The organism is Magnetospirillum sp. XM-1 (assembly GCF_001511835.1).
GTDB lineage: Bacteria > Pseudomonadota > Alphaproteobacteria > Rhodospirillales > Magnetospirillaceae > Phaeospirillum.
This window is the reverse complement of record NZ_LN997848.1, coordinates 595,886-608,236: the sequence shown is the minus strand read 5'-3', so window position 1 is coordinate 608,236 and position 12,351 is coordinate 595,886. Positions and strand designations below refer to the sequence as shown.

The 12,351-nt window shown below is 58.8% G+C and carries 18 protein-coding genes, 1 tRNA gene and 1 pseudogene; 8 read left to right on the top strand and 12 right to left on the bottom strand.

Going from position 1 to position 12,351, the window contains the following annotated elements; translation table 11 throughout:
- Positions 1-36: 36 nt before the first annotated feature.
- Positions 37-168, bottom strand: a pseudogene (locus XM1_RS24800) (LysR family transcriptional regulator); the annotation flags it as partial.
- A gap of 96 nt (positions 169-264) precedes the next feature.
- Between XM1_RS24800 and XM1_RS02975 the strand changes: the two are divergent.
- On the top strand, positions 265-1,089 hold the full coding sequence (locus tag XM1_RS02975; RefSeq protein WP_068429463.1) for a pirin family protein: 825 nt from the start codon (positions 265-267) through the stop codon (positions 1,087-1,089).
- 37 nt (positions 1,090-1,126) lie between these two features.
- On the top strand, positions 1,127-1,267 hold the full coding sequence (locus XM1_RS24795) for a hypothetical protein (protein ID WP_231920676.1): 141 nt from the start codon (positions 1,127-1,129) through the stop codon (positions 1,265-1,267).
- Positions 1,268-1,308: 41 nt separating this feature from the next.
- On the opposite strand, the gene XM1_RS24660 is transcribed toward XM1_RS24795, so the two are convergent.
- The 4 genes from XM1_RS24660 to XM1_RS02955 form a co-directional block, all read right to left on the bottom strand.
- The gene (locus XM1_RS24660; protein ID WP_068429460.1) at positions 1,309-1,620 is read right to left on the bottom strand and encodes a hypothetical protein; all 312 of its coding nucleotides are present in this window, start codon (positions 1,618-1,620) and stop codon (positions 1,309-1,311) included.
- A gap of 233 nt (positions 1,621-1,853) precedes the next feature.
- Positions 1,854-3,383, bottom strand: coding sequence for a primase-helicase family protein (locus XM1_RS02965; RefSeq protein WP_068429457.1), 1,530 nt, complete (start codon positions 3,381-3,383; stop codon positions 1,854-1,856).
- Positions 3,380-4,264 carry a hypothetical protein gene (locus XM1_RS02960; RefSeq protein ID WP_156428626.1) on the bottom strand — a complete coding sequence of 295 codons (885 nt, stop codon included), beginning with the start codon at positions 4,262-4,264 and terminating at the stop codon, positions 3,380-3,382. The genes XM1_RS02965 and XM1_RS02960 overlap by 4 nt, the downstream gene beginning before the upstream one ends.
- Before the next feature lie 176 nt (positions 4,265-4,440).
- On the bottom strand, positions 4,441-4,740 hold the full coding sequence (locus XM1_RS02955; RefSeq protein WP_156428625.1) for a hypothetical protein: 300 nt from the start codon (positions 4,738-4,740) through the stop codon (positions 4,441-4,443).
- 386 nt (positions 4,741-5,126) lie between these two features.
- Here XM1_RS02955 and XM1_RS23840 point away from each other — a divergent pair, with 386 nt between their 5' ends.
- The 3 genes from XM1_RS23840 (at position 5,127) to XM1_RS02945 (ending at position 6,612) form a co-directional block, all read left to right on the top strand.
- Positions 5,127-5,456, top strand: a complete 330-nt coding sequence (locus XM1_RS23840; RefSeq protein WP_156428624.1) for a hypothetical protein — start codon at positions 5,127-5,129, stop codon at positions 5,454-5,456.
- Positions 5,457-5,465: 9 nt separating this feature from the next.
- A complete protein-coding gene (locus XM1_RS02950) occupies positions 5,466-6,056 on the top strand; it encodes a hypothetical protein (RefSeq protein ID WP_156428623.1) in 591 nt (196 codons plus the stop codon).
- A gap of 76 nt (positions 6,057-6,132) precedes the next feature.
- Positions 6,133-6,612, top strand: a complete 480-nt coding sequence (locus XM1_RS02945; protein ID WP_068429443.1) for a MucR family transcriptional regulator — start codon at positions 6,133-6,135, stop codon at positions 6,610-6,612.
- Positions 6,613-6,679: 67 nt separating this feature from the next.
- On the opposite strand, the gene XM1_RS23070 is transcribed toward XM1_RS02945, so the two are convergent.
- Together XM1_RS23070 and XM1_RS02940 are read right to left on the bottom strand one after the other, a co-directional pair.
- Entirely contained in the window at positions 6,680-7,474 is a 795-nt protein-coding gene (locus tag XM1_RS23070) for a hypothetical protein (RefSeq protein ID WP_082700345.1), read from the bottom strand.
- Positions 7,475-7,632: 158 nt separating this feature from the next.
- Positions 7,633-7,709 (bottom strand) — tRNA-Arg (locus XM1_RS02940).
- 250 nt (positions 7,710-7,959) lie between these two features.
- Between XM1_RS02940 and trxA the strand changes: the two genes are divergently transcribed.
- Complete coding sequence (trxA, locus tag XM1_RS02935; RefSeq protein WP_068429439.1) at positions 7,960-8,274, top strand: thioredoxin TrxA; 315 nt, start codon at positions 7,960-7,962, stop codon at positions 8,272-8,274.
- A gap of 76 nt (positions 8,275-8,350) precedes the next feature.
- Positions 8,351-8,581: a hypothetical protein gene (locus XM1_RS02930; RefSeq protein WP_068437448.1), complete on the top strand. Its 231-nt coding sequence runs from the start codon at positions 8,351-8,353 to the stop codon at positions 8,579-8,581.
- A 4-nt stretch (positions 8,582-8,585) separates the two neighbouring features.
- On the opposite strand, the gene XM1_RS02925 is transcribed toward XM1_RS02930, so the two are convergent.
- A complete protein-coding gene (locus tag XM1_RS02925) occupies positions 8,586-8,795 on the bottom strand; it encodes a dodecin (protein ID WP_068429436.1) in 210 nt (69 codons plus the stop codon).
- Between the two features lie 165 nt (positions 8,796-8,960).
- Between XM1_RS02925 and XM1_RS02920 the strand changes: the two genes are divergently transcribed.
- Entirely contained in the window at positions 8,961-9,464 is a 504-nt protein-coding gene (locus XM1_RS02920) for a ferritin family protein (RefSeq protein WP_231920675.1), read from the top strand.
- 49 nt (positions 9,465-9,513) lie between these two features.
- Here the strand turns inward: XM1_RS02920 and XM1_RS02915 are convergent, their stop codons facing one another.
- The 4 genes from XM1_RS02915 to XM1_RS02900 are packed head-to-tail and all read right to left on the bottom strand — an operon-like array spanning position 9,514 to position 12,161.
- Positions 9,514-10,032, bottom strand: a complete 519-nt coding sequence (locus XM1_RS02915) for a holin family protein (protein ID WP_068429432.1) — start codon at positions 10,030-10,032, stop codon at positions 9,514-9,516.
- A 12-nt stretch (positions 10,033-10,044) separates the two neighbouring features.
- Positions 10,045-10,344, bottom strand: coding sequence for a hypothetical protein (locus XM1_RS02910; RefSeq protein ID WP_068429429.1), 300 nt, complete (start codon positions 10,342-10,344; stop codon positions 10,045-10,047).
- A 42-nt stretch (positions 10,345-10,386) separates the two neighbouring features.
- A complete protein-coding gene (gene terL / locus XM1_RS02905; protein ID WP_068429425.1) occupies positions 10,387-11,871 on the bottom strand; it encodes a phage terminase large subunit in 1,485 nt (494 codons plus the stop codon).
- Complete coding sequence (locus XM1_RS02900) at positions 11,868-12,161, bottom strand: hypothetical protein (RefSeq protein ID WP_068429422.1); 294 nt, start codon at positions 12,159-12,161, stop codon at positions 11,868-11,870. The genes terL and XM1_RS02900 overlap by 4 nt, the downstream gene beginning before the upstream one ends.
- Positions 12,162-12,351: the final 190 nt, after the last annotated feature.

Genomic DNA, 12,351 nt, shown 5'->3' with positions numbered 1-12,351 from the left:
GGCTCGCGTTGAACGCTGGAACAGCGACGTTCGCAAGAGCAGCTCAAGATCGGCAAGTCTTCGGCTTACGGTGGATTTTGGCAGGCCGAGTGTCTTGGCCGCAGCTGTGAAGCTGCCTTCGTCGGCAATGGTCACGAGCAGCGCAAGATCGTCGAGCGATGGCTTCATTGTTCTGAAAATGGAACAGTGCTGTCCAAACTTCAAGCCTTATGTGGACAGTGATTAAGGCGCATATGGATATCAACACAGTCAGAGGACTATGCCATGATCCGTTTTACGTCTGTCTACACCCCGACGCAGATGCGCCATGGCGCGGAATTTGCGGCCCGCCAGTATCCTCGCCAGGCGTTTGGCAACCTTATCGATCCGGTCATCAACATTGACTGGTTCGAAATGAATGCCCCAACCTTTCCGCCTCACCCCCATGCGGGTTTCTCCGCCGTCACCTATCTGTTCGCCGATTCGCCCAATGGGTTCATCAATCGCGACAGTCTGGGCGACGTACAGCCCATTCACCCTGGTGGCCTGCATTGGAGCCGAGCGTCACGCGGGTTGATGCATGAAGAATTCCCGGTTCCCGAAGCAGGTCTCGTGCATGGGCTGCAGATTTTCATCAACCTGCCGGCGGCCAGCCAGGCCGATCCCGCCGCAGCCTTTTCGGTCCCGGCCGCCATGGTCAAAAGCCTTTCCGGCAAAGGCTGGGAAAGCCGTGTCGCGGTCGATGGAACGACGGTGGGTGAAATCGCCGGAGCCCTGCCGTCACCGGTCCGGATCGAGGAAATCTCGCTGGCCCCATCGGCGATGCGTGACATCGACATACCTGCGGGTTGGGGGGGCATTGTCGTTGTGCTCGAGGGAGACGTTTCGATCGGTGACGTGACCCTTGCCGCCACGCAGGCTATTGGCTTTGCCACCGACGTCGAAGGGCCGTTCCGGATCGCCACAGGTGCTGGTCAAGCCCGCATTGCGGTGGTTTCGGGGGCGCAACTCAAGCAGCCGATTTATGCCCAAGGCCCGCTCATGCTTGCCAGCCACGAGGCCCTCGAAGAGGCGCGTCGCCGCGTCGCCTCGCTCAGCTTGCCCGCCTGACCCCTGCCACATGTTATCCACACAAAGGAATCACATCATGACGAACCGCTTTTCTGCTGAAAATGCCGCGCTTCTGCTGATCGACCATCAGGTCGGCACCATGCAGCTGATCAAGAATATCGACCGCGATCTTGCCGCCAAGCAGTCGATCGCCCTGGCCAAGATGGACAGGCCGTGATGGATGCTTCGGGCTCGCCCAGCGATATTTCGGAAGAGTTCTCACGCCAGCGGATGCACGACGCAGGTGTCGTCCTGACCGCCACTAATACGCTGATGGCGGAAATTGCCCAGGACTGGTTCCCGAATCACCTTCTGACGTCTGCGGCTCCACAAAGAGTAGATCGACAAGGATGCCGACACTAGACCCATGGTTCCGGCCAGGAAGATGAAGTGGCCTTCCACGGAGCCTCCGCTGGTCATGGGCTCTGTCAGCCGCTCCAAGACGAACAGGGCCGTCGTGATGCAGACAGCCACCACCGCATGGAAGCCCTTTTCCAGCCTAGTCAACGTCCGCCTCGTGGGATTGTCCATAATCCACGCCCCCTTCTCGATGTCCTCGGCATATGGTCATTCTTGGGAACCCCCACAAGAGATGTTGACAAGTTTAGTAGGATATTGGCCGCTGCCCCGCGGACAGTGACGTGGAGCGCGGAGAAACAATCAAACCTCCAACGGCGTCCTGCTCCGTCATTGCCCGGAGACAGCCGCGTATGTGCCGCTAGTCCTGAGTGCTTTGGCAGGGTAAAGCAGAAGCCGCCACCACATCAGTTAACCACGGACAGGCCCCGATTTTTGAATCGCTTGAGCATGTCCTCAACCGGTTCCGGGTCATGATTGATGGCATCCTCTTCTGCTCGCCATGAACCGCAACTGACCCATTTTTCGACGATATTCACCCGTTCGCAGCTACTTCCATTCCCCCGGACCCAGGCGCTGGTCGAAGAGATCGTCCGATCCCCGCCGAGGTTGGTCAGGTTGACCTTCCGGATCTCCGGACCCACGCCGAACTCGGGATGCTTTCCGAGCCAAGAACTGACGCATGCCCGCAAATCGTTGACATTTGGAACCCGCGAGTTTGGGAAGAACTGCTTGGTGAAGATGCTCACCATCTCGTGCAATTTGGGGGCTGACACATAGGTAAAGGCTTCATCGCCGAAAACCTCATGGGCCACCATTTCCCAGGCTGGCCGTTGGTTGCTGGCCAATTCATTGAAATCTTCACCATGATAGGCGCTCGGAGCACCCTTATCCTTGTGTCGGACAAGAATGTTGTGCAGCCAGCGCCCAACCTCGCGGGCGTCTCGAGTGACCCAGATGTTTTCTGAGATCCACAACTTTGCCTCGTCGATGGTGATACCTCGCAAGTCGGCAATAACCTCTGGCATGGGTCTCGATGCTTTGATTACCGACCAACGGCGGTCGCTATTGTCATGGCCAACTCGAATTACACCCCGAATATCATTTCCGCCAATTAGGTATAGTGCCGTGTTTTCAACTTGATATGGTCGCTGAAATTTTTCGTTGATGACAACATATCGGTTTCCGACAAGTCGCTTCATCTTTTCCATGTCCAACTTATCATTCTGACTTTCGTCGATAAATACGATCGTTTTTCCAGCAATAACGCCATTAAACGAACCTGATACATTATCTGTACTGACGGAAGCCACTTGGTGCCGTCCGAAAATTGTGCAAAGGACGTTGTCGACAAAGACATTTTTGCCAATTCCTCCTTGCGGATAAAACACCATGCAGGGGATGGTGAAATCCTCCGGCCGTAGATATTTGCGAGCAATCACATGCTCAATGTGGTCCTGCGCCTCCTCATTTTCGCCGGATAAAGTCCAGGTGAGATAATTAAAAAATGGGTGAACATCATCGACGTTGGGCTGGACCCAGTCGCGCCGGTCAATGAGATTGAGGTGCTGCTCCGGCGCCTGATCGAAGGTGGCGGTGATATCGCGGTAAATGCGGCCATCCGCCTCCAAGATCTTGGTGAAGAGCATAAATCCCTCACTCGATTGGAGTTCGGCGTGGCTGTTTTGCAAGGCCTGCTTATTGAGAAATCCCCAACCGGCCGGGCTTCGTTCGACATAGCAGCCTTGGCCCCGGATGTAGCGATAGTCCTGTCGCTGAATGATCTCCTTGATCCGACGTTCAAGGTCCAGCCGTTGCTGCTCGCGCAGCGCGGCAGCAGCCTGCTTATCCGCCTGGGCCGCAGTCTTCCTGGCAACCTTCAGTTGTTCAGCCTGGATCGTAAGGTCTTGGATTTTGGCGTCAATGGAGGTGTTCATGCCAGGCCTCCTACGAACTTGCCGTTTGCGAAATTGATCAGGTAGCCAAGGCTGATACCCTTACCCTGTCGCACCTGCTGGAGACAGTGGCGCCACTTGGCATCGCAGTCTGCCGCCGACTTTTGCCGCATCAAGCCCCCGAGGCTGACGGAACGGAAATCATCCAGAGTGAATCCGTTGCTGGCCATGGCAATCCCAATCCGCCACCAGATGGGCTCCTGGCCGACATACCGCCCCTTGAGCTTGGCCAGAAGTTTGTCTCTTTCGGTGTCAGTAATCTCTCGATGTTCGATGGCAGGGGCTGTTTTTTCCCGTTCGATACGGGCTGCTGCGGCTGTCGCCCACCCCGACCATTCCAATACCTGGCCATCGTTGACCCATGATTCTGCCAGGACCAATCGATCGGCGGGACATGTTGGGAGATAAAATCCGCGACTCAGATCAAGCTGTGACCGATCCCCGATGCCCGCCCAAGCTTTGATCTCGGGACGCATGTCGCGGAACACTGCTGCCGGTGCAGGCGTGTTTAAAGGGAAGAACGCCCGAAATGCATCCTGGCCGCCTTTTTTGGCCGAGCGGTGGGAATAGGTTGTATAGGCCACATGCCTCCATGGTCGGAACTTGGCCTTGAAAGCGGAAATGCTGAAGCCGCCATCTATGTCCAGGGCCAACATACTGTATTCGACCACATTGGCCGCACAGCGCCGGACTGGATCTCCGCCACCTTCAACGAAGCGGGCGGGGCAGACCATCAGGGTGTCCTTGGCCTCGGTCGCGGTATGGGCGGTCAGTAATGAACAAACTGCATCCCAGTTGGCACTTTCACCAACAGAAGCAATGTTGTCTTTAGAGTTTCCAAAAAATGTTAAATGATACTTCATCGCTACACCTCATATGTTGTCCCGACAGGAGGCTTGCCTCCTCCTGCCGGGAAGTTGTCGCGAGGTGGGGGCGACGATGTGCATACTTATTTATCGATGCTGTAAACGCGCACAGACTATATTTAATCATCGCAATATCTCCACCTCGTTTTATGTAGTCACAGGCAAGGACGACATTAGTTGTATTTATTTTTGTTAGTCGCCTGAGTGCGTCGATATTCGGTTGTCATGTATGCTGACTGATCGTGGTGAATAAATGTCGCAATCGCAGCCATAAACTGGTCCATCCAAAAGCGATTCATGCGGCTGAAGTCATATCCATGCACGCTCACGACATGATCAATGATATCGCCTGACGTCTTGAGTGCATCCGGAGGAAATCCATCTATGTTATCGTATACTGCTTGAAGATCGGCCTCCGGAAAGCCAACGCCAATGTCGTTGATTTCAAATATAATGAACGCTCTATCACTCATGATCACATTACCCTTCTGATAAGCCTGACGCGGAATGCGTAAGCAACTCATTGGACGATATCTGTCGCTGTGGTATTCCGTCATTATTTCGTTTTACTTCCTGTGTTGTGCCCGCCAGGGAGTGTTAGTTGCCGCGGAATGCAACCACGCCGAGCTATCGGCAATAATTGATCCCCCTTGTGCGGCGGCAGAGCGCAGTATTCAGCCCATAACTCTGTTGTGGCGCCCGCGACCCGGAGCGGATTCAAAAGTGAATTCTTGGGAATGCTGCGAAATCGCCGGGACGAGCGTCGCAATTTGTTGCGCCATCTTGATGGCGAAAGATATCGAAAAATGCAAAACGAGGGGCTAACGTTGCGTCATACCCAAGCAACACGGAGGTAATAATGGGTGTGACGAATAAAATAGGAAAGCACATGCCAAAATTGTGCTCAGCAAGCCACGCAATGGCGACGCTTGATCCAGACTTGTTTGTTATAAAGCCGCCACAATCATTTGATGGTCTTGACGTTATTGTTATCCGGCTTACCGATCAAGTGGCAGCTGAATTGCTTCGATCTGCTCGCAAACGCGGCGATGTCATCAGGCGTGCATCCACTGGACAGCGATGGATGGGGGCAGTCGAGGACGTCTGCCTGATCAGTCCTGATCCAAAGCGACGCAAGGAGATATTGGCGATGGGCAAAATTAATTATAGCAACATAATTGAAATGTAGGAGCTGAAAATGGCTGATGCAAAAATTACAGAATCAAACGATTGTACAATAAATGATGGCACCAAGGATCCCTCAATCGATTATAAAGCAAGAATAAATGCGATTACATCGCAATTAAATGAGGTAATTGATCTTATGGAACGTGTGCGGGACTACATGGACGGTCGCACCAACGAGTTGGGAGAGTATGTTTACGATGAGGATTTTGATGGTCATCGCATGCTTTTGGATGGCCTTATATTAAAAAAGAGAGCGCTTGGAATTGAGCGCGCAAAGGAACTGCTTTGGGTAAGAGACAAAGAATTCCAAGAGAAGACCATGGAGGATCTTGAGTTCATAAATCAATACTTTGCACGAGGCTACCTTGATCTCGAAGATAAGGGGAGGTTTGATATTTCCGATGCGGAGTTGATGTGCATTGAGTATCTTTGTGAGCTTAAATTCGAACATATCCTTATAGGCAAAAGCGTTGAAATGTTTGGGTCGGAGGGCGCGGCTGAGTATTTTCAGGATGAAATCCACGAGACGCGCTATAAGATAAGAGAGTACATTCATGATGCAGCTCTAAATGGTAGCATTAAACTGTCTGTTAAACATTAATGTCATCTTCTAAAGATGTGTGTGCGTTCTAACTGAGCGCACACATACCGCTTTATTGCATTCAAGGAGGCCATCAATGGCTGACCAAAAGGTATCTTTTGCCGCCCGCATCGTGGCTTCGTACTTGGGTAACCACGAGGTCCCCATTCACGATCTCTCCGCGCTCATCAAGGCGACCTATACAGCTTTGGCCGGGACTGAAGCGCCATCCCCAGTCGATGCGGATCGTCCAGTCCCGGCAGTACCTATCAAAAAGTCCATAACGCGCGATTTTGTCAGCTGCCTTGAGTGTGCCAAGAAGCAGAAGATGCTTAGGCGCCATTTGGCGACCGCGCATGGCCTCTCTGTCGAGGAATATCGGGCCAAATGGTCTTTACCAGCCGATTACCCCATGGCCGCCCCAAGCTACGCCAAAAAGCGCTCGGAGATGGCCATTAAGATTGGCCTTGGGCGGAAACCCAAGGCTGCTGTGGCAGAGGCGGGCGTCGATACGGTAGAGGCGGAGAAGCCGCTCCACACCTATCCTGCATCCCGGTGGTCGAAGCCTGCGGGGTGATGGGGCCGTGAGCATATCGGCGAAGGGTGGTGGGTTCTATCCAGAGTAGGATCTCGCCTTCACGAACTCACATTACCCCCAATATCCACCCCTCTACCTGGGCCACGGTGCGTTCCGGAGGCGATAGGTGTGGCTGAAGGTACTGGCCAAGGCTTTCATCACGATCAACGCCAGCCATCCAAGCCGCGATGCTGTAGGCATCATGTTGGTCCGATGTTCGATCCTGACGAGGAAAACCGCGGCTGTATAAGGCCGGATAGGCTTCAACGACAGCTGACTTACCGTGAGGAATGGACCAGCCATCAAACGGCCAAAAGTGAACTCTGTGGCCGACCAGTTTTCGGATGTGTCGCAGCCATGGGATCCCGGCATGGGTCGATTTCGCGACCTGGCCTTGGATGTCAAAATGAAAGTTAGATTTGGCCTTGGCGCGCTCTTCGCACAATCGTCTCCAGCGGCTGTTGCCTATTCGGGCTGCGCCATTCCCAACCGATCCATCCCGGACGAAATCAACGTAAACGTAGTCGCCATCCGTCGGCCAATGAGCCTGGAAATCATCCAAAAACGTCGGCCAATCCGGCGGGATTCTATGAAGCTCGAAATACCTCAAGGGAAATGAAAATCCGTGGTCGATACCGACCAGAGTGGGGATATCGCTGGATAGCTGCTCCACCAGCCAGTGGGCGATATCCTTGCGTGACCAGTAGCGTCGGACTGCAGTTGGGGATTTTGACGGTGGGGGTGGAATCTCGACCGGATCAGTGGGGCCATCGGTTGAAAACACCCGAAGACCTTTCAGATTGGCGGTAGGGACCTCTGCGCCGCTGTAGTCGATGCCGATGTAGCGTTGGAAAAGCGGCATGATGATGCTCGATTAGGCGTGATCCGGCCCGATCATGGTCCTTCTGTCTAAGGAAGGGTAGCGCTATCCGATTTGGCAAACAAAATGGTAAACATTTATGGTAAACGCGCCTTGCGGCACATCTGGTAAGTTATTGATTTTATTGAAAAAATCGGCGATGGCGTCCCGGAAGGGATTCGAACCCCTGACCTACGGTTTAGGAAACCGTTGCTCTATCCTGCTGAGCTACCGGGACGCGGGACGCTGCGGTCGGGCGGGTTATATCATTGCGGCGGGGCGGGGCGGAAGGGTGATTCGGTCGAGGGAGAAACGCGCGGATCCCTTCCCGCAGCCACGGCAACCCGCCCTTGACCCGCGCCCTGCTTGACGGTGACGCGGGGGCTTTCTACAGTGATCGTTCCCGCGCGATGATCTTTTCCGCGCGGTGACGGGCGGGTGGTCGCGCTTCCCCTGTCCGCCGTTGGAATTCGACAAGGAACCTGCCTATGAAAGTTGTGACCGATTCCTCGTTCGAGGCCGAGGTGCTCAAGGCTTCCGGCCCTGTTCTGGTGGATTTCTGGGCCGAATGGTGCGGCCCCTGCCGCCAGATCGCTCCGGCGCTCGAGGAACTCTCCAAGGACAGGGCCGACAAGATCACCGTCGCCAAGATCAACATCGACGAGAATCCCGGCACCCCGGGCAAGTACGGCGTGCGCGGCATTCCCACCTTGATGATCTTCAAGGACGGCCAGGTCGCCGCCACCAAGATCGGCGCTCTGCCCAAGAGCAAGCTTTACGAATGGGTGGATTCCAGCCTGTAACAACGGCCGGAATCGTCCTTCACCGGATGATCGAGCCCCGCTTCGGCGGGGCTCGATGCGCTTCTCGGGGCAAACCATGGCCGTTTTCGACGAGCAGAGCCGCCAGCGGCTGATCACGTTCCTGCAGCAATCCTTCGACGACGACAACGCCGCCGACATGGAGAGCTTCGCCCAGAATTTCCTGCACAACGGCGCCCTGTGGGACCGGCTGGCGGATTTGTTCCCCACCGCATCGGCCTCGGCCATGCGCGCGACCATGACCGAAGCCTTCGCCGCGTGGCAGAAGAGCCGCCAGACCCTGCACTGAGCGCTCAGTCGTCGAGCGTGAAGCCCACCTTGAGCACCACCTGCCAGTGGGCCACCTGCCCCTTGTCGATATGGCCGCGAGTCTCGGTGACCTCGAACCAGCGCAGATTGTGGATGGTCTGCGACGCCTTGGCCACGGCGTTGCGGATGGCGTCCTCGTAGCTCTTGTCCGAGCTGCCGGCCAGTTCGACGATCTTGTAGACGTGCTCTCCCATGACGATTTCCCTTATTCCAGACCCGGGTATTTTCTGGATATGGGAGCGGGTTCCCGCCGCCGCCAGACCCGCGGGCTAAATCGGTACTCTGATGCCGAATTAAGCGATTGACGCGGCCTCCGCCCCCCGATACCCTTCGTCATAGATCTTCCCTGACGAGAGGCGATGATGGGCTATTCCCTGGCAGAATTCCTGGCGCATGCCATTGCTTTGGAGACCGAGGCGGCAGAGCGCTACGCCGAGCTGGCCGACATGATGGAGGCCCACAACAACCTGGAGACCGCCGCGGTGTTCCGCGACATGGCGCGGTTCTCCACCCTGCACGGCGACGAGATCCGGCAGCGTTCGCGCGCGCTGGAACTGCCCAAGCTGATGAGCTGGCAGTATCGCTGGAAGACTCCGCCGGAGGTGGGCGACGAGAACGACATCCACTATCTGATGACGCCCTACCACGCGCTGCGCTATGCCCGCGACAACGAGATCCGCGGCATGGAGTACTACAAGGACGCCGCCGCCAATTCCTCCGACCCCGAGGTGCGGCGCCTGGGCACCGACTTCGCCGCGGAAGAGGCCGAGCACGTGGTGGCGCTCGACAAGTGGATCGAGAAGACGCCGCGCCCCTCCATCACCTGGAGCGAGGACGCCGATCCCGCCCAGTCGGGGGAATAGGCGGTTCGCCGACAATGGTGAAAGGGGGCCGAAAGGCCCCCTTTTCTTTTCAGCCGCGTAGGGTCTTGTCGTGGCTGCGCTTGACCACGGCGACGCCCAGCACGCCGAGCGCGATGCCCCAGATGGGCGCGGTGTTGACCAGGGCGGTGATGATGCCCGGCGCCTGGGCCGGCTCGACGATGATGGCCCAGGAAATGGCGCCCATGGTGGCGGTCCAGGTGGCCGCCACGGCATAGCCGAAGGTGGGCCGCCAGCAGCGGACATAACGGTCGCCCGAGGCGGCTTCGGCCCGCATGGTGGCGTTGATCTCGGCCAATTGGCGGGTTTCCTCGCGGGCCAGCTCGACCTCGTGGGCCAGCCAGGCCTGCTGCAGCTGCAGCGCCAGGGCGGGATCGGCCTTGATGGCGGCCAGGGCGTCCTCGCCGCTCGGTTTGCCGGTGACGCTTTTCGCCACGCCGACCACCTGGTCGGCGACCTTGGCCGCGCCTTCCGCATCGTCGCCGCCGATCCAGCGGATCAGGCCGGGGACGAACTGGGCGAGGCCCAGCGCGATGGTGATGGGGTCCATGATCGTCGTCTCCTAGCGGGCGGCCGACTGGGCGCCGTCCAGCTTGCCCTCGATGCGGACCAGATGCTCGGTGAGCCGCTGCTCCACGTCCTTGAGATAGCCGGTGGTGGCGTAGCTCTTGGCCACCTCCAGCTTGTAGGCGGCCAGGGCCTCGCGGGCCTGGCCCATGCCCACGTCCAGGCGATGCTCCAACTCGTCGATGCGATGGTCGGCCTCGTGACGGACCCGCCAGACAGTCATGGCCATGGCACCCAGGACGGGCAGCTCGACGGCGGTGACCCACCAGCGGGGGTCGAAAGCGATGGAATCCATGAAATGTCTCCTGATGACAGCCGCCGCCCGGCGACTGAGGGGCTAGAATTCAAAATCCGAATGGGCCACCACCGCGCGGCCGCCGGGCCGCCAGTCGGGGCGGCCGGCGATGGCGGACAGGGGGCGCGACAGGCGCACCGGCTGGGACAAGAGGCAGCCGGCGACGGCGTCCAGGCCATCGTCACGGCCCTTGCCGCCGGGCTGCCATTCGCGCATCTCGGCGATGAAGGGGGTGTCCCAGACACTGCGGTGGACGTGGAGCGCGCCCGCGGCCAGCACGGCGTCGAAGGCGTCGATGATGCGCTGGTCCTTGGCCCGCTTGGCCACGGCCTCGATGACGGCGCAGGAGATGCCGGCGCCCCCCAGTTCCCGGCGCAGCAGCCCGGGCAGGAAGCGGCCCAGCCCGTTGGTCTCCAGTTGCACCGCCGGCAGATGCAGGTCGGCGGCGAAGCGGGCGACCTGGCGGCAGAGCTGGGTGGCCTCGTCGGTCTCGGTGCGGGCGGGATCGTGCTCGAGATAGCGCACCCGGTGCAGCCAGTAGAGGCCGTCCTCATCGGTGAACAGCGCCGCCACCACCGAGGAATCGCCCTTGCCGGGCGCGCCATAGGCCGGGTCCCACCAGCAGGCGGCCGAGACCATGCGCCTGGCCCCGATGGTCAGCAGCGGAACGCCGTTGCCCTCGCCATAGGACAGCTCGGCCTCGTAGAGGCGCAGGCGGTCGGGGTCGAGACGGCCATCGGCGATGTTGACGGGGCGCAGCATCATCTGGCTGTCGAACTTGTTGGGACCCGAGCGCTTGCGCAGGTTTCCGATGCGTTCGGGCGGAAAGCGCTCGGGCCAGGCGGAGCGGCCCTTGGAATCGATCAGCGGCAGTTCCAGGCGGTGAAAGCCGTCCAGGAACGGTCGGCTCTCGCCCGCCTCGAGCCGGGGGCGGTCGGCGTAGATGGTGTAGAAGGAATGGGGCGTGCCGACGTAAAGCTGGGTGCCGCCCGGCACCATCACGTATTCGATCTCGGCCAGCCGCTCGCGCAAATCGGTCCGCTTGGGCGCCGAGTCGCAGGTGTTGGGCACCTCCACATCGTCGCAGATGACGATTTCGGCGCGCGAGCCGGTGATGTTGGCGCCGATCCCCTTGGCCACCATGGAAGGATCGCGCAGCTCGCCCGGCCGGTTGACGGTGAACTGGTCGGCAGCCCACTGGTCGCGGCGCCTGGGCTTCAATCCCTGGGTCAGCGGGTGGCGCTCGACGATGCGCTTGACGTTTCGCACCATCTTCTTGGCCAGGGCGAAGTCGGCGGCCAGCACCATGATGCGCAGGTCGGGATTGACCGCCAGCACCCAGGCGCAGAACAGGCCGACGATGGTGGACTTGCCGCTGGAGCGGAACGCCATCAGCAGCAATTCCCGTTCCCGCCCATGCCAGCGCGCCGCCAGCCAGCGGGCCATGCGCAGCTGGTGCCGGGGCGTGCCCAGCCCCAAACGCTGGTTCCAGATCCAGACGAATTCAGGGAAGTTGACGGATTTCATTGCTCCTCCTCGTCGATGGCGTCGAGGGCGGCGCGGGCGCCTTCCAGCAGGCGCTCGAAGCCGTCGTCGCTATCGGGCTCGGCCGAGCCCTCGGCCCAGCGGGCCAGCTTGACCAGCAGGTCCACATGGGCCAGCGCCGCCTTGGCCGCAGCGTGCCAGGCGGCAAAGCCCTTGGCGTCGGTGGGCGGCGAAGTGGCGGTGAAGTCCTCGTAGCCGGCCAGCGCCGCCGCCACATCCTCGGGCAGGGTTACGGCCAGCCGTCCACGCAGGCCGGACAGGTCCTCGGCCATGGTTGGCCTCCTCTTGGCGGGCGGTGAGAAAATACGCCCCCGCCGCCCGGGAATGGGCGGCGGGGGCATTCCCTAGAAGGCGCTCAGGTCAGGCGCGGATTGCTCCTGGCGCTCGCCTTGTCGGGAAGGTCGGTCAGGTTCCGCGACTTGAGCAAGGCGTCGGCCGACGGCAAACGGATGTGAGTGGTCA

Bases quoted from the DNA above. Each gene is read 5' to 3' on its own strand.
- terL (WP_068429425.1), bottom strand. From the start codon at position 11,871: ATGAAATCCGTCAACTTCCCTGAATTCGTCTGGATCTGGAACCAGCGT.
- trxA (WP_068429439.1), top strand. From the start codon at position 7,960: ATGAAAGTTGTGACCGATTCCTCGTTCGAGGCCGAGGTGCTCAAGGCT.
- XM1_RS02955 (WP_156428625.1), bottom strand. From the start codon at position 4,740: ATGAGTGATAGAGCGTTCATTATATTTGAAATCAACGACATTGGCGTT.
- XM1_RS23840 (WP_156428624.1), top strand. From the start codon at position 5,127: ATGGGTGTGACGAATAAAATAGGAAAGCACATGCCAAAATTGTGCTCA.
- XM1_RS02910 (WP_068429429.1), bottom strand. From the start codon at position 10,344: ATGGATTCCATCGCTTTCGACCCCCGCTGGTGGGTCACCGCCGTCGAG.
- XM1_RS02965 (WP_068429457.1), bottom strand. From the start codon at position 3,383: ATGAACACCTCCATTGACGCCAAAATCCAAGACCTTACGATCCAGGCT.
- XM1_RS02920 (WP_231920675.1), top strand. From the start codon at position 8,961: ATGATGGGCTATTCCCTGGCAGAATTCCTGGCGCATGCCATTGCTTTG.
- XM1_RS24795 (WP_231920676.1), top strand. From the start codon at position 1,127: ATGACGAACCGCTTTTCTGCTGAAAATGCCGCGCTTCTGCTGATCGAC.
- XM1_RS02960 (WP_156428626.1), bottom strand. From the start codon at position 4,264: ATGAAGTATCATTTAACATTTTTTGGAAACTCTAAAGACAACATTGCT.
- XM1_RS02950 (WP_156428623.1), top strand. From the start codon at position 5,466: ATGGCTGATGCAAAAATTACAGAATCAAACGATTGTACAATAAATGAT.
- XM1_RS02945 (WP_068429443.1), top strand. From the start codon at position 6,133: ATGGCTGACCAAAAGGTATCTTTTGCCGCCCGCATCGTGGCTTCGTAC.
- XM1_RS23070 (WP_082700345.1), bottom strand. From the start codon at position 7,474: ATGCCGCTTTTCCAACGCTACATCGGCATCGACTACAGCGGCGCAGAG.
- XM1_RS02930 (WP_068437448.1), top strand. From the start codon at position 8,351: ATGGCCGTTTTCGACGAGCAGAGCCGCCAGCGGCTGATCACGTTCCTG.
- XM1_RS02915 (WP_068429432.1), bottom strand. From the start codon at position 10,032: ATGGACCCCATCACCATCGCGCTGGGCCTCGCCCAGTTCGTCCCCGGC.
- XM1_RS02900 (WP_068429422.1), bottom strand. From the start codon at position 12,161: ATGGCCGAGGACCTGTCCGGCCTGCGTGGACGGCTGGCCGTAACCCTG.
- XM1_RS02975 (WP_068429463.1), top strand. From the start codon at position 265: ATGATCCGTTTTACGTCTGTCTACACCCCGACGCAGATGCGCCATGGC.
- XM1_RS02925 (WP_068429436.1), bottom strand. From the start codon at position 8,795: ATGGGAGAGCACGTCTACAAGATCGTCGAACTGGCCGGCAGCTCGGAC.
- XM1_RS24660 (WP_068429460.1), bottom strand. From the start codon at position 1,620: ATGGACAATCCCACGAGGCGGACGTTGACTAGGCTGGAAAAGGGCTTC.